We start from the raw sequence: 23,334 nt of genomic DNA, 5'->3' as shown, positions 1-23,334 counted from the left end.
AATGAGGAGTATAATTATGGAAAAAATTGTATTAAATCAAAAAAAGTTAATAGGTCTTGCTGAAGACAATAAAAAACTATTTGAAAATTATTTCGTAAAACGTTTTGCATATGTTGTACATGGCCACCCGCATTATTTTGCTCTATTCAAACGAGGCGATAAAACAAGAGGTTATGCAATTTTATCACCTGACTCGAATAATAAACAGGATCAATTAATTGCCTTGAGACCATTGCTACATTATTCAGTTTCAATAAATAATATTGAATCGGATGGTAAATATCGAGCAACTATTAATTTTGCAGCTTTTCATGAAGTAAGAGATTATCTAAAGAAAATAGTTGAAAGTAACGTCCTGAAGTCTGATAAAGAAATAATTTATCAACGTTCACTAACAATTGTTCAAAATATGATTGATCTGCAGGAATCGTTAGTCGAACATTATCATGAAGCGGTACGTAAGTACGAAGCAGTAAAAGAAAAAGGCTTTTTTACAGACGGTGATTTGCAAGATATTAAGAGTTATATCCCTCTACTTATGAGAATTCAATATAAACAATATCTTGATAGATATGATAACAGAAATGATTTTAATGTTATTTATGAAAATCGGAATAAACCAGAAATTAAAAAATTTGATCAGTTTACAGATCCAAAAACATTGAAACAAATGACAACAGATGTAGCTGAAAAGGAAATGAGAGAAGGTCTGTCACGACTTGATTACGGAAGAGACTTACATGATATGACAGATGAGCAATATGATGAATTAGTTCTATCAGAATACGATAAGGAACTGGATCAACAGCTAGAAAAAGTTAAGAGTAAATTACGAAATCCATAGGGATCAAGGAGTTAATTATGAGGAAACCTTTAAAATTCACCTGGGAAATATACACAGGTAAGTTTGAGAAGCTTATCATTATCATGCTTCTCACTACTTTACCTTTGCTAATTATACATTCATTAGTTACTAACTATATTTTTGCCATAACACCTAATTTTTTTGGAGTATATTCAGTAGCGGATATTTATTATGGTTTTTTAACGATATTATTATATCTTTTTGCGCAGGTTCCATATGTCCGTTTTGTTTTAAATGAATTTGAAGGAAATGAGCGTAGTCTGAAAAATTCCTTATATGTTTTTATTATAAATGGTTTTACCATTTTTCTATTTGCATGTATTGTATCCATTTTTTCTACAATAGGATTTATGCTCTTCGTAGTCCCGGGGTTAGTGATATTCTCCCTTCTTTTCCCTATTCCTTACATCAGTATATTTGATGAAAAATCAGTCTGGAAGTCATTTAAAGAAGGATTTCGATTGGGAAAAAAACACTTCTTTAAGCTTTTATTAATTATATTTATTTCCGGTGTTATTGAACTTCTATTCGGAATATTTGTCACAGCACAATTGTTTAACATTACATCATCCTATGCAGCGCAAATTATTACGCAAATTGTATTAAATCTATTATTATATCCATTTATTATTATCCTCATAACTTCATACATGATTAAGTGGCGAGAGGAACAAGAAGTATTGGAAGTAAATGTTGAGGAGGCTTAGTTCTAATGAACTGTTTGAAGAAAATTCAAAAAAATGAAGAAGGCAGTGCAACTATTGAATTCCTTGGAATTGTTCCCTTGGCATTTCTTTTATTAATGATTGTCTGGCAGTTTATTGTTGGAATTAATGGGGTTTTAATTACACAGTCAGCAGCCAATGAGTATGCCAGCGTATATGCGATTACAAAAAGCCATACGGAAGCTACAGAAGCAGCTAACGAAATCTTGAATTCTACTGGTGATTATCTCCATACGACCAATATAGCTGGACCTCCGCCTGGTGTTAAAGATTTTGAGGCATCGGTTAGTGTCTCCATCGAGTTTGTATTTTTACCAGATAGTATCTTTGGCGAGGCTTCACCATCTGTACCTTATACTTCAACTGCATTTGGCAGGGTGATCGAGTAATGGAAAAGTTAAAGAATGAACAAGGCAATATCGCATTATTTGTGCTTGGAATGCTTGGAATTATGATGATACTTTTTATCTTTGTTGTCAATATGGGCCTTGCGTTAACGGTTAAAGAAGACTCAGCAACTACGGTTCAACAAGCAAGTATGGCGGCATCGAGTGTTTTGTATGAGAATGTCAGGGAGATTATTTACGACTATGAACATGAAACATTAGAGGGAGCTGTTCAAGCATTCTTCAAAGACATTGAAGAAAAAGTTGATGACAAAGCTAAAGCGTTATCAAATAGTCCGGCATATAGTGATTGGACAACTAACGAAATTCAATTAGAAGCTTTTGATATTGTATTGGAAGATGAACTAGATAAAGAAGTAGTTAGAACGAAGCTAATGGAAGTTTTGCAGAGTGAAAACATAGAGGATAAAGTCATTCGTAAGGCGAAGGAAACCATTACCCAAAATGGTGGCGTTCTAGAAAATGCGGAATTGGCCATACAAGATAATCGAATTTATATACGTGCCGCTAATGAAATGGAAAGTGTTTCGTATGATGGATTTATGGCTGGCATCCAAGAAAAAATCTATGAGAGTTCAGCTGGACCAAAGATAGATTTCTTGGAAGACATTTGGACGTACGGCACTAAAATTCAATTAGATAATTATGAGGAATGGGAGTGGTAACATGTCGAAATCAGAAAAAAGATGGAGAAGATTTTATCTTATATTAATGATTTTTATTTATGCGATCTATGTGCCTGTTACGGTATTTGAATGGTTAGCAGGGGATGGTGGGATTCCTTATACCGCAATGATTATTGGGGTTGCTTTACCGTTAATGCGGAAGAATCATATTCAATCGATAGTAGAGAGGAAAAATCAATGATTGTAATGCACCAGCATTAATTACATTCTTAATCTTAGAATAAACTCAATGTAAAAAAGTACTGATGGAAGTTATATACCTATTCAATGGTAAGGAGAAAATTTATGAAATATCTAAAGACATATGTGTTGCTTTTATTAGTTGCCTTTTTATTTGTTAGTGGTTGTACAGATAATGAAGATTCTAGTACAAAAGCTTCAAATAATGATACAGCTGAAAAAAATAATCTAAAAGCGTCTGATAATAAAACAAATGATAAAAATAATCAAGACCAGATTAATTCAATTCCAAGTAACGAAAAAATAAAGCTAGAGGATATACCACCAATACCTACAGATGTTTCAGGATTATCAAAACAAAAGTCTGGTCCATTTGCTAAAGATAAAAATTTATATGATTTGGAAGCTCAAATCAAAAAAGAGTTTGAGAATTTAGGACCCATGAGTGAAGATCCAACAGATGAAGAATATAAGAAATACTTACACTTTATGTATTGGTTGGTCGCAAAAGATTATTCTAATCCTGAAAATACAGTGAAAAAGTGGGGATTTGCGGAGTTTGGAAATCCCGACTTACCAGATTCTAGATATCATTTTAAGGAAAATTACAATGTCGAAGTTATTTTAGACTCTAGCGGAAGTATGGCTGCTGCTGCCGGAGGGCAAACGAGGATGGAACTTGCTAAAAAAGCAATAAATGATTTTTTGTCAAGTATTCCAGATAAAGCCAATGTATCTCTTCGTGTATATGGTTATAAGGGAACAAGCTCTGAAAGTGATAAAAAAAAGTCTTGTAATGCCATCAAGCAAGTCTATGGTTTTGCTCCATACCAAAAAGATAAGTTTCAAGATGCACTAAACAATTTTTCCCCTAAAGGATGGACTCCTATTGCAGCTGCTTTAAAACAATCACAAGAAGCATTAGGAAAATTTGATGTAAAAAGTAATACAAACTTAATTTATTTGGTAAGTGATGGTATAGGCACATGTGATGGAGATCCAGTCAAGGTTGCCAAAGAATTATCAAAATCCAATTCCAAGCCAATTATTAATATTATTGGTTTTCAAACTGATGCTGAGGCGCAAAAACAATTAGAAGAAATGGCCAAAGTATCAGGTGGTATTTATGCGTCAGCGGAAAATCAAGAAGAGCTAAAAGCTGAATTCGAACGCGCTGAAAAAGTGTTGGCAGCTTGGAAAAAATGGAAAGAGGAAGCAATTAATAATCTTGATGCAATTGAAGTTGAAAATAACTTTGACATACTGGAAATTCACAATGAATGGTCTTTTAAAACACTGGAGACAAGTAATGATATGTCAAGTATTGCGGGTGTAGCTCAAAACTTAGGAATTATTACGCATGAGCAAAAAGAGGAACTAAACGCAAGAAGAAGAGAGATTATAGATAAAATTGATAAAACCGCGGATGAATTAGAAGAAAAACTTAAAAATATCAGTGTTGAAAACCTTGAAAAGATGAAAAATTCCATCAACGAAAAATACAACACACAAACACAGAACTAACATAGGTGAAGTATATCTTTAGGAAAAGTGAAAATCGAGGCGATGTAATTTGGTTGATTGATGAAAAGAATTTTCCCTAAAAGCAATCTTTTTCGTCTCTTTCCAAACAGTAATGGAACTAGTTCACTTCAGTACTAGTATTTTGGTTCCGTCTCAGGGCTACTTAAACTTTTAGAAAAAATAAGAATTGATACTTAAACAAATTGACAAAAGGTGGATATAAGGAGAGTCAAAATGCTTAAAAAAATGTGCTATTTGTTCTCTGTATTCGTAATTATCATTACACTTACTGCATGTGATGAAAGCAATGATACAGAAACAAAAAATAATACTAGTGAAAATAACGATCCAGAGAAAGTTGAATCTGACAAAGAAGATAGTACTGAAAAAATAAATAAAGGTAATAAGGAAAATGTATTTGAGAATATGCCCTTAATTCCAACTGATATAGCTGGTTTTGCAACCCAAAGCCCAGGCGAATTTGCCAACAAGAGCATATGGGATAATGAAGAAAAGGTTAAACAAGAATTAAAAAAACTAAAACCTATGAGTGAAAATCCGTCTCAAGAGGAGTATAAAAAATATTTAAGTTATATGTATTGGCTCGTAGCTGAAGATTTTCCAAGTCCAAAGGATGTAGTAAAAAAATGGGAGTTTGCATCATTTGGTAATCCTGATTTGCCTGACTCAAGATATCATTTTAAAGAAAATTATAATATAGAAATTATTCTTGATTCCAGCGGAAGTATGGCCGCGGATGTTAACGGTCAAACACGAATGGAATTGGCGAAAGAAACAATTAATAATTTTTTAAAGAGTATTCCTGAAAAGGCTAATGTTTCATTAAGGGTTTATGGACACAAAGGTTCTAGTTCGGAAAGCGATAAAAAAATGTCATGTGGTGCTATTGAGCAAGTTTATGGTTTTGCACCATATAATGAGAAAAAATTTCAGCAAGCTTTAAATGAATTTTCACCTAAAGGGTGGACACCAATTGCTTCAGCATTAAAACAATCACAAAAAGCATTAAGTGAATTTGATGCTAAAAATAATACCAATTTAATTTATTTAGTGAGTGATGGAATTGGTACATGTGAAGGGAATCCAGTAAAAGTAGCTAAATCACTTTTTAAATCAAATGCAAAACCAATTATAAATATAATTGGTTTTCAGGCTGATGCCAAAGCACAAGAGCAGCTACAAAAAATGGCTGAAGTATCAAATGGAGTATATGCAACTGTAAACGATCAAAAAGAATTAAATGAAGAATTTGATCGTGCAGAAGAGGTATTAGAAGCTTGGAAAGACTGGAAAGAAAACGCTATCGACGATTTGGATGCAATTGGTGTTGATAATAGCTTCGACATAATGGAGATTACAAACGAATGGCATTTCACTTCTTTATCTATAGGAAATAATTTAAGTAGAGTTATTAGTGTAGCTGAAGATGTAGGAATAATTACAAATGACCAAGAGTCGAAATTGGATAGTATGGAAGACGATGTAGTTGAAAAAATTAATACTTTAAAAGATGAAATAGAGAAAAATTTAGAAAATATAAGCGTTGATAACATTGAAAGGATAAAAAAATCCATAAACAAAAAATACAACACACAAACACAGAACTAACATAAGCGAGGGATATGTATAAGAAAAGTGTTAAAAACGGGGTGATGAAAATTAGTAGATTAATTGTACGTGTATTATCATTACTAACTATTCTATTTATAGTTCTGCAATCAATAATCGTTACAGTTACATATGCAGTCGAACCTTGGACTGGAGACCCATGGCACGGAAAACCATGGGAAGGGAAGCCATGGGACGCTGGTGATTTAAAATGGGATGGAAAACCTTGGACTGGTGATGGTACTGAAGGATCTAGTACTGAAGGTTCAAGTACAGAAGGATCAGGAACTGATGGAAATATGGACAGTAAAAATAGTAATGAGACTTCGAATAATCCAACTAATAAGTCGGTTAACAATAATGAGAACAGAGATGGAGAAATAAGTGATGAAGCCGAACATATAGAGAATACCATCGATCACGCTAAGAATGTACACATGTACCATAATTTTGCCGCAACAGCAATTCCTGGTGGTATTAGCTGGGGGTACGGATATGAGGTTACACCGAGAGGAAATAAGTACATTGTTACTGGACCAAGAAATATTAAAGGTCGCTGGGTTAAAAGCTATGTTGGGAAAAAACTGAATAAAATTGGTGCAAATAGTATAAATAATTATATTGGTACAACTTTAGATGATGTTTATCATGACGAAAGGGGAATTAAACGAGGGGCATCTACGTATAAAAAAAACACTAATAATCTTCATATCCAAAAAAACTTTAAAGTAAGTGCATCAGTAAAACACGGTCTACTTAGCAATTATGGAGATGACGCATTCAAACTCACCAATAATTTAAAAGGTGGGGGAATGGTGGGTCATATCCTTACATTCGGAAGTACATATGCTTCCTATGGATGGGGTAAAAACTCTGCAGAAAATGGTGGCCCAGGCGTGGTTAGTACTGATTTTGCCGCTGCAATGATAACTGATGGAGCAATTGCTGGTGGAACTACAGTGTTAAGTTCTGTAGCAGCCTCAATGGCAACTTCATCAGCTATTGGATCAGTAGTTCCAGGGGTTGGAACTATTGTTGGAGCAGCAGTCGGCTTAGGTGTTGGATTATTAATGTCTACCAGCTTTGGTAAAAGGATACGAAATCGCACCAAAGAAATTGTAAAAGCAGGTCTTGACAAAGTCGTAGATGCGGCTAGTAAAATTGGCGATTTTGTAGGTGGATTATTTTCATAGTAAATTGAGTGTAATATGAAAGGTGATTTGAATGCAAAAAAAATATGAAGAAAGTGCTGCTGAACAAGCCGGGAGGAATGTGTATTTCTCCCCATTTACTCCAACAGTTATGGGATTAATTGCTTGTGCAGTTCCCAGCTGGTCCGCTCTTTATGGGAAGATATTGCTTGTAATTATTTCGCTTCTAACTTTAAGAGTATTATTTGGTTATTTTAAACAAAAACATCGTGATTATCGTTGGCATGCTCTTACTGGAGTAATAACCTATAATTTTGTTGGAATATTTTGTTTAATACCTTTATGGAGAGTTCTTGGGGAACCATTTTGGTTGGGAACTTTAATGATTTGTACATATTTTGTTACATTTATTCTCTCCTACAGATATAGATACACCATTATTGAAGGAGTATTTTCCTCAAGATCGAGGAAAACAGTTTTCGGAAAAATATACTATATATTAGGATTCACACTTGTAGCATTAACTGGTGGGGGATCATACGGATTTGCAAGAACACTTCAAGTGTTTCAAGGTTATGAAACTGCAACAATTATTTTGGCATGTGGCCTGATCCCTTTTGGTTTCATTATAATTGTTGGTTTTCAAGGTCTCTGGGTACGCGTAGAAAACCCCAACTACGACCTAAACAGTAAAGAAAACCCTAATTAGAAAGTGAAGGTACTATTATGGTTAAAGATAATTCGATATGGCACGGAATAGGATTTGGTATTTTATTATCAATTGTCGTTAGTACTTTTATAGGATGGCTTGGTATTGGTCAAGGAATAATCTCATCTCTAGCATTGTATTTATTTTGTTATATTCCCGCCGGTTTTCTAGTAAGCTACTTAAATCCAAACCATCCATATACACTTGCGGCAATAGCAGGTGTAATTCTAAGTGTATTAAATCAAGTTGTAACAATCTTACTAGTACCAGGTATTTTGCTCGCTCCATTAGTTTTAAACGCTGGAATATTATTCGGTTTAGTCACTACAATTATCGGAGCAACTTTTGCGGTGATATATAGTAAAAGAGTAGTTAAGGAGGTATAAGGTATGCATTTGAAAAGAGCGTTATCGATATATTTGGATCACTTTTTAGTCATCCTTCTACTTTTTATTACAATTGTTTTTCCATTGCAATTAGTTGCTTTTACCTTTTCTTCTCAAAGCTTTACGTTGTTTGGATTTTCTATAAGTTCAATTACCATTAGTACAGTTATTCAATTATTTATTATAAATATCGTTCAAGTACCTTTTGTATACCTTGCTTCCAAGATATGTTCTGATCAAGAAGTTAAAATTGGTAAGCTATATTCTACCTTTGTCATGATGATTGTACCTGTTTCAATTATGAATATCTACTATTTCATAAGTATCATGATTGGTACTGCTCTATTTATCATTCCAGGGATTTTTATGTTAATACTAGCATTTCTTTTTCCGTATGTTGCCATCCATGAAAATGCGATTGGTATGGAATTATACAAAAAGACTTATAGAATTGGTCGATCAGGGTTTATTGATATGATCGTTCTCGTGTTAATTATAGTTTGCTTGAATGCACTAATTTGGAGTATATCAACAAACGGATTACGTTATTTTGATTTACATAATGATTTTTTGACTATTTTACTCATACGGCAACTTATAAATGGATTGATTTTGCCGTATTTCGTAATTGTTGTAACACTTAATTACTACGATTGGGAAGCAGATAGAAAAAATGAAATGCTACATTCCTTATGAATGAATTAGTTTGAAAGGGGTGAATTAATTGGAAACTAGTAATGCGAAGATATTAGAAAAATCTATTTCTAGTGTATCTTTTAAAAGGGAATCTGTGTTTCTGACGATTATACTAGCTATACTCACACTTGGGACGTATATTCCCTTCTGGTTTTTAAAACGAAGGAAAAAATTAAATCAAGTAGGATCAGAGGAGCGGATTTCATTCGTTACGCCATTCCTATTATTTATTTTATACGGAATAATAGCTTTGACGGTAATTCCAGTTAATTTTTATACATCAGGGTTCATATTAATCTATTACCAATACATCGATATGGTCATCACATATCTCGGAATTACAATTACACTTTATCTAACATTTCAGGTAAGGAATATACTCATACATAACGTTGAAAACATCAGTGTAAATCACTTTCTTACATTTTTCTTCCACATTTTTTATCTGCAATACAAAATGAATAGGTTACATGCTGAATAATTTTATGGAGGGGTTAATACGATGGAACTTAAACAAGGTGAAAACATCCAATATGACATTGGCGCAAATTTAAAAAGGGGTATAGAAGCAGTTGGCGGCAAATTGAAAGTATCCAATCAACGTATTTATTTTAAACCGCATGCTCTTAACGTACAGAAAAAGGAAGCATCTATCTCTTACGATGAAATAAAAAGTGTTGATCAAGCAAAATCAATGGGATTTATCCCGAATTGCATGGTAGTTATTTTGAAATCTGGCGAAGAATATAAATTTGTTTTAGGGAAAAGAAAAGAAATTATGGGATATATTGAATCGAAAATGAAAGGTGACGAATGATGAAAAAAATAGTTAGTGTAATAGGTATTGTTATATTCTTATTTCTTTCAGCCTGCAGTTCACCAGAAGCTGAGGAAATTATCGAGTACCACAATGATTACATCGAAATAGTAAATAAAAAAGTCAAAGAGGTGGATGAACTACTTGTCAAATCGGGGCAAGCGCAACACCTTGAAAAAACGTATACAATCCAAAAAGAAGAAGTAAAACCAGTTATTGATGAAATAAATCAATATATGCAACAACAAAAACCGGAAACTGATGTAGTAAAGAATTTAAACAAAATGCGCATCAAACAATTTAATACGTGGTCAGATGCTTTTGATATAAGATTAGAAGCATTAGAAATTGCAAAAAACACGTCAGAAGATAACCCAAAAGTAGCGGAGCTTATGAAAAAGTATGAAGAAAAATTGGCAGAAGCGAACGAGATTGGAACTAAAGCCAATGAAAAGGTAAACGAATTAATTGAAGATTATAATTTGGAGGTTGAAGAACTGAATAAGTAAATAAGCATAAGTTTAGGTATAATTATCTGAAAAAATAGATGAAATTCGTTAATTAAATAGTTGAAGCAGTATAGAAAATAGATTTTTCTCAAATAGTGCACTGCACTGTTTTACTTTAGAAAATTGAAATAATGTTATTGCTGATCTTGGTGAATTTGAGTATGAAGATGGTGGATTAAAACCAACGGAATTACAACAAGGAGACACTAGTCCAGGGGATCATAACAGTGGTGACGCAGATATTGGAGATGCAGATAGACCTTGGTAGGAAAAGGCATGGGATAAACTAAAAGACATTGGAGAAGACATCAAGAATACATTTGTTGACGTGAAAGATAGTGTAGTAGAATGCGCTAAAGATGTTGGTCAATGTGCTCAAGATATTGGAGAGTGGGCAAAAAATACAATTGAGGAATTTGCTGAAACAGTACAAGAGTGGTGGGACAGTCTACCAGATTTTGTTCAAGACCTCATAAAAACTGTTGCCGCGATAGTTACAGTTATAGCGGCTATAGCAGCACTAATTGCATTGGGTGTAGTAGGATTGGTAGTTGGTATTGTAGCTGCAGTGGGTGCAATTAAGGTAAGTAAAGAAGAAAGGGAACAGGGACAGATAGGTGGAAAGGAAGGTACCAGTAACCCAGGTGCGGATGATCCGGGAATATCGGATTTTTTAGATGATCTCTGGGATGGAATAAAAGATGCTGCAGAAGCAACATGGGATGGAATAAAGGAAGCAGCTGATGTCACTTGGGAGCTATTAAAGATGCAACTGATGCAACAGTGGATTTTCTGGTTGATGTAGGTAAAGCGATTTCAGAAGGCGTTAATAATATTATTGAAGGAATTTCTGATTGGTTTAACAATTTACCAGATTGGGCTCAGGATTTAATTAAAACTATTGGAGCCATTATTGCAGGAATTGCATTAGTAATAGTAATCATTGCATTATCACCGGTTGCTTTAACAGGACTAATAGTTGCTGGTGTAATTGCAGGAGCGACTATCTTGGGTGGTAGTTACTACCTGTTGAATGGTGGAACCGATGACTTTTCTTTCATGCATGCTCTAGCATGGTCATTCGGAGGCGGATTATTAGGAGCATTTGCGCTTTCAGCAACAGGAAGTTCGTTATTTCTTAGAATAGCAGGAAAAATAGCACCTAAATTTTCCCGGGATTTTGCTTTAGCATTGATCATAGGGGGTAGAGGTATGGCTTTTCGGTTCTTGGCTGGAGCTTGGTTAAAGAATTCAGTAATACCATTCGCTGCATATGTTGGCTCATTAGGTGTAAAATGGCTTACAACAGGTGATGTTGGATCACCAAGAACATTAGTAGCTGATGCTTTGATTACATTTTTAACAGCACAATTGGTGGCCCAATTTTTAAAAAAGCATTATCAAGTTTTGCAACCAAAAAATATGGTGGTGGTATTGGTTACACGTTGCTTGGATCAAACATTGGAGGAGCATCGAGCTTCTTGATAGACGCTGCAGGTTCTGGAAACGGCTCATGGGAAAGTTACGCAGGAGGAGTTGTTGCCTCTTTTCTATTTATGAAGCTAGACGTTAAAGCAGAAACTTGGAAAAATCAGGGTCAACTTGCATACGAGTCTTTAAAGAAAGCAATTAGTGATCAAATAGGTAAAATTTTTAAAGGGGAACCGAATATTCTAAATGACCACTCTTCAAAATATAATAACTTGAATCTCGATTTACAACATAATATAAACACTCAAAATAATATAAATCTAAAATCTAAAGACTTAGTAAATTTAAAGAAATATGAGTTAAAACCAAATGAAAAAAATGCAATAAAAGAGTATATTAAAAGCTTGGAAAATTAAAGTTTTTAAAGAGGAAGTGAATTCATGAAACTATGGAGGTTCTTACAGTATTCTAGTATAACCATATTGGTTGGAGGTTCAATAATTTTGTTTTTTATATTCCCAAAAGAAAGAACTGCTGATGGTGGTTGGCATACAACATTTCCAAGTCCTTCGATTCAATTATTTTTATCAATTTTAGGTGGAAGCTTACTTTTGTTATTTATTTTTGCCACTTACGTATTGAAAGAAGGCGAGGTTTCAGTTAAGGCAGCAAAAAGAGCATTGTTATTTGCAATAGGATTTGGAATATTCTTTGTGGTTTTACAGTGGATATAATTAAACTTTTCCTAATAGTGGAATGTTTTTGCAAATACCAAGGTGTTTTTAATAATTATATTGTTTTTAGGAGCAATGATGGCCCTGAAATCACTAAGGTACATTTGGTGGTTGTTAGCAAATTTACTTTCCAACCTTTCCTAACAATTGCTCCAAGCTATAACTGGGAGTTAGTATTGGTCTAACATAGAATTTTTCTTCTGTTTTTGAAAGAAATAGATCAATCAATTTAATCAAAGCATTTTACGTTAGCTACATTGAATAGTGAGCATCTAGAATTTTTACTTACTTTCGGTGGAAGCAATAAAACCGGATAATAAGATTAATTCTGCCTTAGGAAGTGAGTAAAATGAATTATAAATTCTGGAAATTCATACAATACTCTAGCATATCAATAATAATTGGTGGGGGTATATTATCATTCATTATTTTTCCAAAAGAAAGGACAGTTGATGGTGGTGGCATACAACTTTCCCGAGTCAGACATTTCAGTTAGTTGCATCAACTTTGTGCATTTTGCTAGTTTTATTATTTATTTTTGCCACGTATGTCAGGAAAGAAGGAGAAGTGTCATTAAAGGCTGCTAAAAGATCAATATTTTTTATCATTGGGTTCGGTTTATTTTTATATCTCCTAGAATTCATATAGAAATTTTTTATAAAGATTGAAAGAGGTGTTTTAATAAATTGGAAGATAGAAAGGAAGTATGGGATTATATTAGACTAGTTTCAGGGATTGCTAGTGTCCTGGGAGTCCCTGCCTTCTTTTACTTTTTTGGATTTAGTATTACAGGTAAATGGGCTGTAGATATATATAATTTACCCTGGAATAACCCGTTACTATACTTAGATATAGCTGCTGTTATTTTTGGTGGGATCATTGCAATGCTTATATTTTATGTGGAGAAAAACGACTATCGTCTTAGTGGGAAAGTATTGATACAGACATTTGGTAGAATTACATCTATTGTTGTATTTATAGCTATTCTCCATTTTTTTATTTGGTGATTAATAAGAAGTAATATGTGTAACTGATGTTGATAGTAAATAAGACAAGAGCTAAAAAACATGTCTTATAATAGTAAAATAAAGTCAAAGGTGATGAAAAATGGAAGAAACAAACCGTGAACTACAAAAGTTGCAAACCATGTATACGTATTACTTAATGAAACAGCATAGCGCTAAGATATTTTTGACTGGGCTATCTATCATAGCATTGTTAGGAATTTTTATTTATTTTCAAAAAGCGGATGGTGACCATGTTTTGTTATTAGCAGGAGTCCTATTCTTTGGTTACCTATTATGTGCGTTATTGGTTTGGTTACCTTTTACCATTGTTAGTAGAATGGTAGAAAAGAAACGTATGAAAATGGGAATGGATAGGAGAGAGTTTGAGGATTTAATTGGATATGACAGGGTTTCAAAAAAAATGGTTAAACGTTTTAATGATTCATCTTTCAGGAAGTAGTAAATGGATTAACGGAAAAGAACGGAGGGCTACTATACTGAAAGGTTTGTACTTTTAGTCTCATATTTATGATGTTCACAGAACCAATTCAATTATCTATTAACAATGTTTCCAATATGACCTATCTTAACTTTGAAATAGAGTAAGAGACCAAATAAATAAAGGTGCTACAATGAGGATTTTATCCAAATTGATAATCTCCGCGGTAATGTATTTTTTTATATGATATTTTATCTAGTTTATAGAATCGGAGGCAGAAAATGATACATATAAGAAAACATCTTTTAATTCTGTTGTTTGCTATTATTTTAGTAATCACAGGTTGTACAAACGAAGAATCGAAAATAGACAATAAGGTCAAACCAAAAGAAGCAGCTGAAACTGAAGAAAAAGAAAAGCCCACAGCACCCAAAGCTGCAACTGCTCCAGAACAAATGGTAAAAGAAGGACCTGGAAAGGTCTTCACAACGGAGGATATGAACCCGGAAAAATTAAAAGAAGCAATAGAGGCATTTCCGAAAGGTCTTACTGCGGATGAAGCATATAACCACCTCATCCACTTGTTGGCAGCTGATTATGCTCCAGCACTGAAAGAATATGAGAATTTTAACCCTTCTTTTTTAGTAGATGGGGCCCCTACAAATGGGGATGAACAAGAAGCCCCCATAGAGGAAAAAAAGCTTCATGTGGCATTATTACTAGATGCGAGTGGTAGTATGGGAGCTGCAGTGAATGGCGAAATCAAAATGAAGGCTGCGAAAGATTCACTGAAAAAATTTGTTTCCGATTTGCCAACTGATACAAAAATCTTACTTCGTGTCTACGGGCATAAAGGTACAGGTAGCGATGAAGATAAAAAGATGTCTTGCAACAGCACCGAAGTAGTTTATCCATTAAGTACATATGATGAGAAAACATTCAATAAGTCGCTATCGAAATTTAAGCCGGCAGGATGGACACCTCTTGCAGCATCGATCAAAGCAGCGAAGAAGGATCTACAAGGAAACACCGGTGACAATGTGAAAAATGTTGTATATATCATCAGTGATGGAGAAGAAACTTGTGGAGGAGATCCAGTGCAAGCGGCGAAACAACTTCACGAATCTGGTATTGCAACGGAAGTCAATATCATTGGATTTAATGTTGGAAATGAAGCGCAGGCACAATTGAAAAAGGTTGCTGAAGCTGGTGGAGGTACGTTTACCAATGTTGACTCTGGTAAGGATTTGGTTGATATAGCTGGAGACCAAATTGACGAGGCGCTAGATGCAGCTGAAATGAATATGTGGAGTGCCATGGAAGGTGTCGATTTAACCTGGGATGCTATCCACATGAACGATGAATTAGATGCCATTGCAGCCAATTTTAGAGATATTGTTGATAAAGAAAATAGCTTACTATTGAATGGATTAGAAGGATTAGAGCAGACAAAGAAAGTAACGGAAAAGGTTGCAGAAGAAGTTAGAAGTTTGATTGAGGAAAGAGAAGAAAAGTTGGATCAATTTAATGAAAACAAGGAAGATGCATTGGAACAAAAAATTGAGGAAGAGAAACAGAAGGCAAGCGATTTAATTGACCAGATTAGGGAAGAGCAGGCGAAGGGTTAGACTTAAACATGCACCTTTAGACTGGTAGTTTAAAGGTGCTTTCTAATATTAATCAAAGGTATGTGTTATATTCAGTTATCATTTTATGGAGCAGGAAGGTTACTTAGACAAAAGCAGGCATAATTTGGAAGGGGGAAAGTAATGAAACCAGAAATTTGGAGGAAGAGGAATATAGCACATACATAATGAATAAATGCCAAAACCTGTAATTATTTAAATACCTAAACCTACAAAATTGCAGAAAGGAAATTCTTTAAAATGATAAAAATGGAAGATATACCCAAAAAGGTATTAGATGCATTAGAACCTTACAAAAAGGATAAGAAAAAAGTTGATAATCTCCGAGCAAAGCTTTATTACAGAGGTAAGTATTACTATTGTTTTTTGTTATCCCCTCCAGTTGAATATTTAGTAGTACATGAAGATGGTGAAATTCCCTCCTATAACGAAGCTAACAAAGTAAATATAATTTCGATGTCCTTTACAACTTCTGCGGGACGAATAATTGATACAGGAGTTCCTTGGAGTATTTCGTCAACAAAAAAGAGATATGAAAAGTTACAGGGAATATTAAACCAAGTGGATGATATAATCACTGCAAAAGCCCCAACAGATATTAAAAAGGCATTAGAACAGTTTTTGAATGTTCCAAGTTCTATTCTACAGAACCAATCAATAATTGTAGAAAAAGTAGGAGAAGGACTTGATTATTCGGAAAAGGCTTTAGAGAGAAATGTAGTAACAGAAGAGGATCAAAAATTCCTTCGCCAAAATATAGTAGACACAACTCGTGCTGCACATCGTCAAAGCATGCTCCAACTAGAAGCTGAATACGAAATTGAAAAGGTTATGGATTACCTATTTACTAGGATATGGACCAACCCAAAATTGTTCATTAATTTTATTCGCTTAAAGCGATATCAGAAAAAGATGCTTTCAAATGCTGACACTGAAGCAGTGGAAATCAAAGCCTTAGAAAAAGAAATAGCAATAGATACACCATTAGAGGAAAAACAAGAAATGAAGGAAATATCGAACAGATTACTTAATCCTCGGTAGTAATAAAACTGGAAAGGAGATTTTAAATGATAGAAATGGAAGATATACCAAAGCATGTGTTAGAAGCATTAGAACCCTATAAAAAAATAGAAAAAAGGTTAATAATCTCAGAGCAAAAGTAAGCTATCAAGGAAAATTTTATTACTGTTTTTTGTTATCACCACCAATAGAATACCTTGTTATTAGGGATGACGGGGTAGTGCCGAATTATGAAGAGGTACATAAAGTAAATATGATTTCAATTTCTATCAGTACATCAGTATCCAAATTAGTAGATATTGGTCCACAGTGGGCATCGTCATCAACCAAAAAAATATATAGTAAATTACTAGCAATATTGCAAAAGATAGAGTCATTTGTAAAATCTAATGCCCCAATAAACATTCAAGAAGCTTTTAATCAGTTTGTAAAAGTTCCAGAATCAATTATCCAGGATCAAGAAATAATTGAGAAAAAAGTAAAAGAGGGGATAGATTTCTCAAAAGAGGTATTTGAAAGAGAGATCATAACTGAAGAAGATCAAAAAATCCTTCGCCAAAATATAGTCGATACCACACGTGCTGCTCATAGACAAAGTTTGATTCAATTAGAAACAGAATCAGAGATTGATAAGGTAATGGATTACCTTTTTTCTAAGATTTGGATTAATCCAAGATTATTCTTTACATTTATTCGTTTAAAGAGATACCAAAAAAAGATGCTATCATGTATGGATTCTGAAGCAATGGAAATTCGGGCATTAAAAGAAAAATTTAAGAAAGACGTACCGCTTGAAGAAAGCGAGGAAATGAAAGAAATATCGGAAAGCCTGCTTAATCAACGATAAGGAGGTATGTAACAATCCTAAAGTATTTAAAAACCAAAAACGATAGAAATTCTACTAAAGCGGCATTATTAATAACCCCGTGTTAATAAAGACCGCTTTTTTACCCTTAAGTTGAAAAATAAAAAGGAAGACGTTTTGAAATAATAATGCCCTAAATTTATTCCACGAGTTATATATATAAGCAAGAATAGCAATAGCTTGAAAAAAATCAAAACGTCAACCACAAGTTGAAGCATTGGTTTCCCTACAGCTTCTCCCTCAGAAACTCCCGCAGTTCATCCGCCTCTATCTCCGTCACATGAAAAGCGTGTTCAATTCCACCTTCCTCCGTTAAATCTTCTTTACTCAACACTGCAAAACGGTTTTTTCGCATGTCTATTACCAATTTATTTCCACTATCTTTATCATCTGTAATTGCAAAATCATATCGGTTAAAGTTGCCAACAAAGCTGAGATAGCGTACTTCCTGCTGCATTGTTTCATCTGTTAACACTCTATATTTACTTGTCATACGAATCCTCCTGGCCATTCAATCTTTTTACCTACTATATCACGTTTCAATTAATCGTTCATGGAATATATGGTATAGTTGTGGTACCAAATGTTGTGGAGGTAGTGACGAAATGTATTTTGTGGACCGTAAAAAAATTGAAGAAATACTTACATATATGAACGAATTGTTGCAGGAAATAAACAAACAACCATTCGAATCGTTTAGCAAAAAGTTAATGCTTGAACGAACCACCCATATGATCATTGAATCTATTTTGGATGTTGGTAATATGATGATTGACGGATTTATTATGCGTGATCCAGGTAGTTATGAAGATATCATTGATATTTTGGTTGATGAAAAAGTATTGCCTGAAAACGAACAAAATGGATATAAAGCGGTAATTAAATTGCGGACAATGTTAGTTAAAGAATATATGCACATTGATCATGCGAATCTTTTGCAAACAATGAACAACAACAATGAAAAATTACATCAATTTAGCAATCGAATTCGTACGTATCTAGACAATGAATTAGGCGTTGCGAACGCGTTTTCAAACGAGTGAAAGAAGGGTTTTTAAAGGTGAAGGAATATAAAGGTTATTTAGTTGATTTAGATGGAACGATGTACCAAGGAAACGAGCGAATTCACGCTGCTAAAGAGTTTATTGAATTTTTGAATGAAAAAAATCTACCGTATCTATTTTGTACAAATAATTCAACCAGGTCTGCGCTTGATATATCGAATAAGCTTATGAACATGGGAATTCCATCGACAGAGGAGCATGTTTTTACATCGGGAATGGCTACAGCGAGCTACATTCAGTCTGAAAATCCAGGTGCTAGTGTTTACGTTATTGGAGAGCGAGGATTATATGATGCGCTTGAGAAAGCGGGTTTAACTGTTACCAAGGAGAATCCGGATTATGTGGTAGTCGGATTTGATCGAAATCTTACGTATGAAAAGTTAGCTCAAGCTAGTTTGTTTGTTCGTAATGGTGCCAAATTTATAGCGACGAATAGTGATACTGCAATTCCGACAGAGTTCGGTTTGCTACCGGGAAATGGTGCGTTATCATCTGTTATTACAGTTAGTACAGGGGTCAATCCTATTTTTGTTGGAAAACCGGAGCCCATTATTATGGAACAAGCACTTAAGAAAATTGGATTATCCCAAAGCGAAACCCTTATGGTTGGAGATAATTACAATACGGATATTAAGGCTGGAATTCGAGCAGGTATGGACACGTTGATGGTATTCACGGGAGTAACACCATTCGATGATTATCCGACATTACCTGAAAAACCAACATACTATGTAAAAAATTTAATGGAATGGATAAATAAAGCTGTCTAATCTAGGTTAGACAGCTTTTCCTATAACGTCAGCAAGTATAAGTTATGGTAGACCTTATAAGAAATACTTGGGCACTCGCTATTAAGGTCGAGGCGAATGCCGAGTTTTTCTAATCAGTCATCCAACTTCACAGCATCTCTAACACCATGCGCCAGTCTACTGGATGCAGCAGCCGCGATTGCGCCGACAATGTCATCTAAAAATGTATGGCATTCGCCAGTTGATTTATCGTTTAGGCGTTGCAAAATACCTGGCTTTTGCTTATCGATATACCCGTAGTTCGTAAAACCAATGGAACCGTAAACATTCACGATTGATAATGCAATAATTTCATCCACTCCATACAGGCTCTCATCCGTTTCGATGGTTTGTTGCAGTGGAAAATCCAGTTTTTTATCTTCTGCAAGCTTATCTAACTGTATGCCTGTTAAGATTGCGTTCTGTACCTCGCGCTTTGTTAAGACTCGGTCAACGTTTTCACGACAATCCTCCATACTTAGATTTTCATGATATTTTGATTGTAAATAATAGACCAATTCGGCTATATCATCTAACGTGACTCCACGCTCTGTAAGCCATTCACGAGCTTTTACTTCTAATTGACTTTGCTTTGTATTTTTTTCCATTAAAATCACCTATTCTAACGTATTTTTCTATCATTTGTACTCATACACTTATTGTAAATGTGTAAGGGGGGAAATATGTGAAAAATTTACTTTCTACTTATTATGGTATCCAATCAGAAGGTACTTGTTTCCTAGATGGGGCGGAAGGATTTATTGGAAATGATTACATTTATTTTATCATTCCTGCTGAAAACAAGGAAACGATTCATCCGGAACAGCTTGCTTTAGGCTATTACCTGTTTGAGAATAATGTAAACCATTCGGTGGTTCCTATTCAAAATATTAACGAGGAATGGACCACGTTGTTTATGGGAGAAGAATATATTGTGGTGAAGATGCATCCATTAGATCGGGAAAATAGATTAAGCCATGGTCAGGCGCTGGCGCAATTCCATCGAATCGGATCAGGGTATCCTTACGAGCCACAGGAATACGCGAGCTATGGTCATTGGAAACAGCTATGGATTAATAAATTGACCGCCTTCGAACAAAAGGTCGAACAGGATGAGGCACTATATCAATCACCCTACCACCGAAGATTGTCAGAGATATTTCCATATGTAATTGGGATAAGTGAAAACGCAATTCAATATTTGCAGGAAGCAGAATTTGATAGTCGTTTTCATGAAGGCGATCAAGGAACGATAACACATAAACGCTATACGAATCAGTGTAATAGGGACGTAATGTGGAGTGGTGATTTTATTTATGACCACCCAGTCCGGGACATTGCGGAACATATTAGGTATCGCGTTTTATATCATGATGCGGATGGTATTGATAATTTTATAGAAGAATATCAGAAGGAACAAGAGCTTTCTGCTTTTAGCTGGCGGTTACTTTATGCTCGTTTACTTTATCCAGTGCATTTTTTTGACCTGATGGAAAAAGGGTTTGCTTCTACTTCCTATGATTCATTGTTGACAAGTTTGAACGATTTACAACAAAAACAAATTCGATATGAACAATTTATGCGGGAATTTTACCAAAATGCAGCGGTTGATTATAAATCGTGGGATTTACCTGTAGTGGATTGGCTGTAACAAAAAAGGCAAACTGTAATTAGTTTGCCTTTCAATCTATTTGGTATTAAAATACTTGTTCGATTTCAGTTACTCCAGGAACTTCTGCGATTAACGCGCGTTCGATTCCTGCTTTTAGTGTGATGGTAGAACTAGGACAGTTCCCACATGCACCCATGAGACGAAGAAGCACAATGCCATTCTCATCAACGTCTATTAACTCCACATCTCCACCATCTCGTAGTAAAAATGGGCGTAATTTATTTAAGACTTCTTGCACTTGCTCTTGCATTATCCATCTTCTCCTTTCTATGTACCATTATAAGATGAATGCTAAAAAAAATCTATTGGTAATTACATCTTTTCATAAGTAGTTGATTTTATTTTATCTTTAATCAAAGATTTTGTAAAATATAAGAAACTACATTTGTGGAGGTTTATCCATGGGGAACAAGAAAATTTTGGTAACAGTCTACGGAGCAGAGCAAATATGTGCGAGTTGCGTTGGTGCTCCAGGTTCTAAAGATACGTATGAGTGGCTTCAAGCAGCTATAGGGAGAAAATATATCGCTGATGAAATTGGCTATGATTATATAGATATTAATGCAGTACAAACAGAGGATAAGCATCGGTTATTTGTGGAACGAATTTTTGAAGAGGATTTATTTTATCCAATCGTATTTGTTAACGATGAACTAGTTGCTGAAGGCATTCCACGTTTAAAAACAATTTACCAAAAATTGGATAAACATGAAATTCCATTGCAATCGTAATGAAATGAGGAAACGTAATGAAGATTCCATTTACTAAAATGCATGGGCTAGGAAATAATTATATTTATCTTGATTTTTTTCAATTAGAGTTAGAGGAGGAATTACTGCCTTTTATTGCCAGGGAAATATCGAATGTTCATACTGGCATTGGCTCTGACGGGTTAATTGTAATTCACCCTACAGAAGAAGCTGAAATTGGAATGCGCATTTTTAATAAAGATGGTTCCGAAGGCCAGAATTGCGGAAATGGGTTACGTTGTGTTGCAAAATATGCGTATGACCGTGGATTGGTTAATCAGGCAAGATTTCACATTCAAGCCAAATCTGGAATAGTAGATGCGGAAGTTTTCCCGGAAAGTGGTAAGGTTACGATTAATATGGGAAAACCCCGACTAAATCGTGCGATGATTCCGATGATTGGACCTGCAAGTGATGTAGTGGTGGCGGAACCGTTTATCGTAAATGACACGGAGTTAGAAATAACAGGTGTTTCGATGGGGAACCCGCATGCGCTTTTTTTCGTTTCATCTATTGAGGATGCACCTGTTTCTGAACTTGGTCCAATAATAGAATCTGATTCACGATTTCCTGACAGGGTTAATGTTGGTTTTGTAGAAGTTTTGTCAAGTAATGAAATGAACTATCGTGTATGGGAACGTGGGTCTGGTATTACCCAAGCTTGCGGCACTGGTGCATGTGCTGCTGCAGTTGCGTCTATTTTGAACGGATTTATGGAAAAAAATAAAGATATAACGGTACATCTAAGTGGCGGTGATTTAGTTATTAAGTGGACAGATGACGGTCAAGTATGGATGACCGGTGAAGCAGAAATTATTGCAGATGGAACATATTATTTATAACACAAATTATGATAAGAAAGAGTTAGCATTCACTATAAAACAAGGCGAATGCCGAGTTTTATAAAATCAATGATTTGATTGATTGTGCTACAATTTGTATACTGATGATAAAGGAGGGCGCAATATGGTTGTTACATTTACAGATCAAGCAGTTGAGCAAATTAGAGAGATGATGCAAGGCGAGGAAGAAAATGTACGTCTGCGCTTTGGTATAAAAGGTGGCGGCTGTAGCGGTTTATCCTACTCCCTTGGATTTGAGTATGATATTAACGAAGAATTAGATATGGTAGACGAAATAAATGGACTTCCTGTTGTTATTTTTAAACAGGACATCCCAATCATTGAAGGCACAAAAATTGACTTCAAACAAAACATGATGGGCGGCGGATTCTCTATCGATAATCCAAACGCAATCGTGAGCTGTGGCTGCGGTTCATCGTTTAAAGCGAAAGAACGCGAAGGATCCCCAGAGAAATGTTAATTTTTTAGTATGGCTAGGACGCTGGAAGTTTTGCGTTCTGGCTTTTTTTGATTTGTGCGTCTCTGTTTAACTGGAAAAAATGGTAAAAATGTATTATAAATGTAAGCGTCAAATAATCCCCACCTGTAATTAGATGGGGATTTCATGTATGCTTTATTCAGATTTAGATGGTACACAGCATTCTTCTGGAAGGGATTGCGACCAAGGAAGCAATCTCGCCAATTCCGTTTTGTTTGTTGTATCCACGTTGGGAAGTACCTCAAATAAGTAACGAAGATAGTTGAATGGATTTAATCCGTTCTCCTTCGCAGT

33 protein-coding genes are annotated in these 23,334 nt (G+C 34.8%); 29 read left to right on the top strand and 4 right to left on the bottom strand.

All coding sequences use genetic code 11. The features are described from left to right. Positions 1 to 16 precede the first annotated feature (16 nt). From ACY9Z2_RS06530 to ACY9Z2_RS06420, 23 genes are all read left to right on the top strand, one after another. On the top strand, positions 17 to 844 hold the full coding sequence (locus tag ACY9Z2_RS06530; protein ID WP_463608813.1) for a hypothetical protein: 828 nt from the start codon (positions 17 to 19) through the stop codon (positions 842 to 844). A 482-nt stretch (positions 845 to 1,326) separates the two neighbouring features. Then, entirely contained in the window at positions 1,327 to 1,572 is a 246-nt protein-coding gene (locus ACY9Z2_RS06525) for a hypothetical protein (protein WP_463608812.1), read from the top strand. Positions 1,573 to 1,577: 5 nt separating this feature from the next. Beyond that, positions 1,578 to 1,979 carry a TadE/TadG family type IV pilus assembly protein gene (locus ACY9Z2_RS06520; protein ID WP_463608811.1) on the top strand — a complete coding sequence of 134 codons (402 nt, stop codon included), beginning with the start codon at positions 1,578 to 1,580 and terminating at the stop codon, positions 1,977 to 1,979. After that, positions 1,979 to 2,662, top strand: coding sequence for a Tad domain-containing protein (locus ACY9Z2_RS06515; protein ID WP_463608810.1), 684 nt, complete (start codon positions 1,979 to 1,981; stop codon positions 2,660 to 2,662). Before ACY9Z2_RS06520 ends, ACY9Z2_RS06515 begins: the two co-directional genes overlap by 1 nt. Before the next feature lies 1 nt (position 2,663). Continuing rightward, the gene (locus ACY9Z2_RS06510) at positions 2,664 to 2,864 is read left to right on the top strand and encodes a hypothetical protein (protein WP_463608809.1); all 201 of its coding nucleotides are present in this window, start codon (positions 2,664 to 2,666) and stop codon (positions 2,862 to 2,864) included. 104 nt (positions 2,865 to 2,968) lie between these two features. Beyond that, positions 2,969 to 4,387, top strand: coding sequence for a VWA domain-containing protein (locus tag ACY9Z2_RS06505; protein ID WP_463608808.1), 1,419 nt, complete (start codon positions 2,969 to 2,971; stop codon positions 4,385 to 4,387). A gap of 234 nt (positions 4,388 to 4,621) precedes the next feature. Then, a complete protein-coding gene (locus ACY9Z2_RS06500) occupies positions 4,622 to 6,016 on the top strand; it encodes a VWA domain-containing protein (RefSeq protein ID WP_463608807.1) in 1,395 nt (464 codons plus the stop codon). Positions 6,017 to 6,057: 41 nt separating this feature from the next. Beyond that, the gene (locus ACY9Z2_RS06495; RefSeq protein ID WP_463608806.1) at positions 6,058 to 7,209 is read left to right on the top strand and encodes a YtxH domain-containing protein; all 1,152 of its coding nucleotides are present in this window, start codon (positions 6,058 to 6,060) and stop codon (positions 7,207 to 7,209) included. 31 nt (positions 7,210 to 7,240) lie between these two features. Continuing rightward, complete coding sequence (locus ACY9Z2_RS06490) at positions 7,241 to 7,876, top strand: hypothetical protein (protein WP_463608805.1); 636 nt, start codon at positions 7,241 to 7,243, stop codon at positions 7,874 to 7,876. 17 nt (positions 7,877 to 7,893) lie between these two features. Next, complete coding sequence (locus ACY9Z2_RS06485) at positions 7,894 to 8,262, top strand: hypothetical protein (protein ID WP_463608804.1); 369 nt, start codon at positions 7,894 to 7,896, stop codon at positions 8,260 to 8,262. 3 nt (positions 8,263 to 8,265) lie between these two features. Then, complete coding sequence (locus ACY9Z2_RS06480) at positions 8,266 to 8,958, top strand: hypothetical protein (protein WP_463608803.1); 693 nt, start codon at positions 8,266 to 8,268, stop codon at positions 8,956 to 8,958. A 28-nt stretch (positions 8,959 to 8,986) separates the two neighbouring features. Beyond that, positions 8,987 to 9,439, top strand: a complete 453-nt coding sequence (locus tag ACY9Z2_RS06475) for a hypothetical protein (RefSeq protein ID WP_463608802.1) — start codon at positions 8,987 to 8,989, stop codon at positions 9,437 to 9,439. A 21-nt stretch (positions 9,440 to 9,460) separates the two neighbouring features. After that, the gene (locus tag ACY9Z2_RS06470; RefSeq protein ID WP_463608801.1) at positions 9,461 to 9,775 is read left to right on the top strand and encodes a GRAM domain-containing protein; all 315 of its coding nucleotides are present in this window, start codon (positions 9,461 to 9,463) and stop codon (positions 9,773 to 9,775) included. Beyond that, positions 9,775 to 10,284: a hypothetical protein gene (locus ACY9Z2_RS06465; protein WP_463608800.1), complete on the top strand. Its 510-nt coding sequence runs from the start codon at positions 9,775 to 9,777 to the stop codon at positions 10,282 to 10,284. The genes ACY9Z2_RS06470 and ACY9Z2_RS06465 overlap by 1 nt, the downstream gene beginning before the upstream one ends. A gap of 328 nt (positions 10,285 to 10,612) precedes the next feature. Continuing rightward, positions 10,613 to 11,089, top strand: coding sequence for a hypothetical protein (locus tag ACY9Z2_RS06460; protein ID WP_463608799.1), 477 nt, complete (start codon positions 10,613 to 10,615; stop codon positions 11,087 to 11,089). After that, the gene (locus ACY9Z2_RS06455; protein ID WP_463608798.1) at positions 11,035 to 11,769 is read left to right on the top strand and encodes a hypothetical protein; all 735 of its coding nucleotides are present in this window, start codon (positions 11,035 to 11,037) and stop codon (positions 11,767 to 11,769) included. Before ACY9Z2_RS06460 ends, ACY9Z2_RS06455 begins: the two co-directional genes overlap by 55 nt. Then, positions 11,766 to 12,131: a hypothetical protein gene (locus ACY9Z2_RS06450; protein ID WP_463608797.1), complete on the top strand. Its 366-nt coding sequence runs from the start codon at positions 11,766 to 11,768 to the stop codon at positions 12,129 to 12,131. The genes ACY9Z2_RS06455 and ACY9Z2_RS06450 overlap by 4 nt, the downstream gene beginning before the upstream one ends. Positions 12,132 to 12,155: 24 nt before the next feature. Next, on the top strand, positions 12,156 to 12,449 hold the full coding sequence (locus ACY9Z2_RS06445; protein WP_463608796.1) for a hypothetical protein: 294 nt from the start codon (positions 12,156 to 12,158) through the stop codon (positions 12,447 to 12,449). A gap of 686 nt (positions 12,450 to 13,135) precedes the next feature. Beyond that, a complete protein-coding gene (locus tag ACY9Z2_RS06440; protein WP_463608795.1) occupies positions 13,136 to 13,456 on the top strand; it encodes a hypothetical protein in 321 nt (106 codons plus the stop codon). 100 nt (positions 13,457 to 13,556) lie between these two features. After that, a complete protein-coding gene (locus tag ACY9Z2_RS06435; protein ID WP_463608794.1) occupies positions 13,557 to 13,916 on the top strand; it encodes a hypothetical protein in 360 nt (119 codons plus the stop codon). A 260-nt stretch (positions 13,917 to 14,176) separates the two neighbouring features. Next, entirely contained in the window at positions 14,177 to 15,523 is a 1,347-nt protein-coding gene (locus ACY9Z2_RS06430) for a vWA domain-containing protein (protein WP_463608793.1), read from the top strand. A 258-nt stretch (positions 15,524 to 15,781) separates the two neighbouring features. Beyond that, entirely contained in the window at positions 15,782 to 16,582 is an 801-nt protein-coding gene (locus ACY9Z2_RS06425) for a hypothetical protein (protein WP_463608792.1), read from the top strand. 199 nt (positions 16,583 to 16,781) lie between these two features. Beyond that, complete coding sequence (locus ACY9Z2_RS06420; protein WP_463608791.1) at positions 16,782 to 17,408, top strand: hypothetical protein; 627 nt, start codon at positions 16,782 to 16,784, stop codon at positions 17,406 to 17,408. A 244-nt stretch (positions 17,409 to 17,652) separates the two neighbouring features. Here ACY9Z2_RS06420 and ACY9Z2_RS06415 read toward each other — a convergent pair whose 3' ends face one another. After that, entirely contained in the window at positions 17,653 to 17,919 is a 267-nt protein-coding gene (locus tag ACY9Z2_RS06415) for an SAV0927 family protein (RefSeq protein ID WP_463608790.1), read from the bottom strand. Between the two features lie 112 nt (positions 17,920 to 18,031). Here ACY9Z2_RS06415 and ACY9Z2_RS06410 point away from each other — a divergent pair, with 112 nt between their 5' ends. Both ACY9Z2_RS06410 and ACY9Z2_RS06405 read left to right on the top strand, forming a co-directional pair. Next, positions 18,032 to 18,469 carry a DUF86 domain-containing protein gene (locus ACY9Z2_RS06410; protein WP_463608789.1) on the top strand — a complete coding sequence of 146 codons (438 nt, stop codon included), beginning with the start codon at positions 18,032 to 18,034 and terminating at the stop codon, positions 18,467 to 18,469. Between the two features lie 17 nt (positions 18,470 to 18,486). Next, a complete protein-coding gene (locus ACY9Z2_RS06405) occupies positions 18,487 to 19,260 on the top strand; it encodes a TIGR01457 family HAD-type hydrolase (protein WP_463609026.1) in 774 nt (257 codons plus the stop codon). A 113-nt stretch (positions 19,261 to 19,373) separates the two neighbouring features. Here ACY9Z2_RS06405 and ACY9Z2_RS06400 read toward each other — a convergent pair whose 3' ends face one another. After that, positions 19,374 to 19,886: a phosphatidylglycerophosphatase A family protein gene (locus ACY9Z2_RS06400; protein WP_463608788.1), complete on the bottom strand. Its 513-nt coding sequence runs from the start codon at positions 19,884 to 19,886 to the stop codon at positions 19,374 to 19,376. A gap of 77 nt (positions 19,887 to 19,963) precedes the next feature. On the opposite strand from ACY9Z2_RS06400, the gene ACY9Z2_RS06395 reads away from it, so the two are divergent. Next, on the top strand, positions 19,964 to 20,929 hold the full coding sequence (locus tag ACY9Z2_RS06395; RefSeq protein ID WP_463608787.1) for a protein kinase family protein: 966 nt from the start codon (positions 19,964 to 19,966) through the stop codon (positions 20,927 to 20,929). Between the two features lie 46 nt (positions 20,930 to 20,975). Here ACY9Z2_RS06395 and ACY9Z2_RS06390 read toward each other — a convergent pair whose 3' ends face one another. Next, positions 20,976 to 21,200, bottom strand: a complete 225-nt coding sequence (locus tag ACY9Z2_RS06390; RefSeq protein WP_430784520.1) for a NifU family protein — start codon at positions 21,198 to 21,200, stop codon at positions 20,976 to 20,978. 151 nt (positions 21,201 to 21,351) lie between these two features. On the opposite strand from ACY9Z2_RS06390, the gene ACY9Z2_RS06385 reads away from it, so the two are divergent. From ACY9Z2_RS06385 to ACY9Z2_RS06375, 3 genes are all read left to right on the top strand, one after another. Next, positions 21,352 to 21,681, top strand: coding sequence for a YuzD family protein (locus tag ACY9Z2_RS06385; RefSeq protein WP_463608786.1), 330 nt, complete (start codon positions 21,352 to 21,354; stop codon positions 21,679 to 21,681). Positions 21,682 to 21,698: 17 nt separating this feature from the next. Then, entirely contained in the window at positions 21,699 to 22,541 is an 843-nt protein-coding gene (gene dapF / locus ACY9Z2_RS06380) for a diaminopimelate epimerase (RefSeq protein WP_463608785.1), read from the top strand. A 124-nt stretch (positions 22,542 to 22,665) separates the two neighbouring features. Further along, positions 22,666 to 23,022: a HesB/IscA family protein gene (locus ACY9Z2_RS06375; protein WP_463608784.1), complete on the top strand. Its 357-nt coding sequence runs from the start codon at positions 22,666 to 22,668 to the stop codon at positions 23,020 to 23,022. A gap of 153 nt (positions 23,023 to 23,175) precedes the next feature. On the opposite strand, the gene ACY9Z2_RS06370 is transcribed toward ACY9Z2_RS06375, so the two are convergent. Continuing rightward, the coding region (locus ACY9Z2_RS06370) for a transposase domain-containing protein (protein WP_463609025.1) at positions 23,176 to 23,334 on the bottom strand (159 nt) is incomplete at its 5' end.

It is taken from the genome of Virgibacillus sp. GM2-2, assembly GCF_055329585.1.
Note: the sequence above shows the minus strand (reverse complement) of the source record. Positions and strands in the feature narration are given on the sequence as shown.

Coding starts and splice junctions, on each gene's coding strand:
- ACY9Z2_RS06530 (WP_463608813.1), top strand. CDS start 17: ATGGAAAAAATTGTATTAAATCAAAAAAAGTTAATAGGTCTTGCTGAA.
- ACY9Z2_RS06520 (WP_463608811.1), top strand. CDS start 1,578: ATGAACTGTTTGAAGAAAATTCAAAAAAATGAAGAAGGCAGTGCAACT.
- ACY9Z2_RS06515 (WP_463608810.1), top strand. CDS start 1,979: ATGGAAAAGTTAAAGAATGAACAAGGCAATATCGCATTATTTGTGCTT.
- ACY9Z2_RS06510 (WP_463608809.1), top strand. CDS start 2,664: ATGTCGAAATCAGAAAAAAGATGGAGAAGATTTTATCTTATATTAATG.
- ACY9Z2_RS06505 (WP_463608808.1), top strand. CDS start 2,969: ATGAAATATCTAAAGACATATGTGTTGCTTTTATTAGTTGCCTTTTTA.
- ACY9Z2_RS06500 (WP_463608807.1), top strand. CDS start 4,622: ATGCTTAAAAAAATGTGCTATTTGTTCTCTGTATTCGTAATTATCATT.
- ACY9Z2_RS06490 (WP_463608805.1), top strand. CDS start 7,241: ATGCAAAAAAAATATGAAGAAAGTGCTGCTGAACAAGCCGGGAGGAAT.
- ACY9Z2_RS06485 (WP_463608804.1), top strand. CDS start 7,894: ATGGTTAAAGATAATTCGATATGGCACGGAATAGGATTTGGTATTTTA.
- ACY9Z2_RS06480 (WP_463608803.1), top strand. CDS start 8,266: ATGCATTTGAAAAGAGCGTTATCGATATATTTGGATCACTTTTTAGTC.
- ACY9Z2_RS06470 (WP_463608801.1), top strand. CDS start 9,461: ATGGAACTTAAACAAGGTGAAAACATCCAATATGACATTGGCGCAAAT.
- ACY9Z2_RS06465 (WP_463608800.1), top strand. CDS start 9,775: ATGAAAAAAATAGTTAGTGTAATAGGTATTGTTATATTCTTATTTCTT.
- ACY9Z2_RS06445 (WP_463608796.1), top strand. CDS start 12,156: ATGAAACTATGGAGGTTCTTACAGTATTCTAGTATAACCATATTGGTT.
- ACY9Z2_RS06435 (WP_463608794.1), top strand. CDS start 13,557: ATGGAAGAAACAAACCGTGAACTACAAAAGTTGCAAACCATGTATACG.
- ACY9Z2_RS06430 (WP_463608793.1), top strand. CDS start 14,177: ATGATACATATAAGAAAACATCTTTTAATTCTGTTGTTTGCTATTATT.
- ACY9Z2_RS06425 (WP_463608792.1), top strand. CDS start 15,782: ATGATAAAAATGGAAGATATACCCAAAAAGGTATTAGATGCATTAGAA.
- ACY9Z2_RS06415 (WP_463608790.1), bottom strand. CDS start 17,919: ATGACAAGTAAATATAGAGTGTTAACAGATGAAACAATGCAGCAGGAA.
- ACY9Z2_RS06410 (WP_463608789.1), top strand. CDS start 18,032: ATGTATTTTGTGGACCGTAAAAAAATTGAAGAAATACTTACATATATG.
- ACY9Z2_RS06400 (WP_463608788.1), bottom strand. CDS start 19,886: ATGGAAAAAAATACAAAGCAAAGTCAATTAGAAGTAAAAGCTCGTGAA.
- ACY9Z2_RS06390 (WP_430784520.1), bottom strand. CDS start 21,200: ATGCAAGAGCAAGTGCAAGAAGTCTTAAATAAATTACGCCCATTTTTA.
- ACY9Z2_RS06385 (WP_463608786.1), top strand. CDS start 21,352: ATGGGGAACAAGAAAATTTTGGTAACAGTCTACGGAGCAGAGCAAATA.
- dapF (WP_463608785.1), top strand. CDS start 21,699: ATGAAGATTCCATTTACTAAAATGCATGGGCTAGGAAATAATTATATT.
- ACY9Z2_RS06375 (WP_463608784.1), top strand. CDS start 22,666: ATGGTTGTTACATTTACAGATCAAGCAGTTGAGCAAATTAGAGAGATG.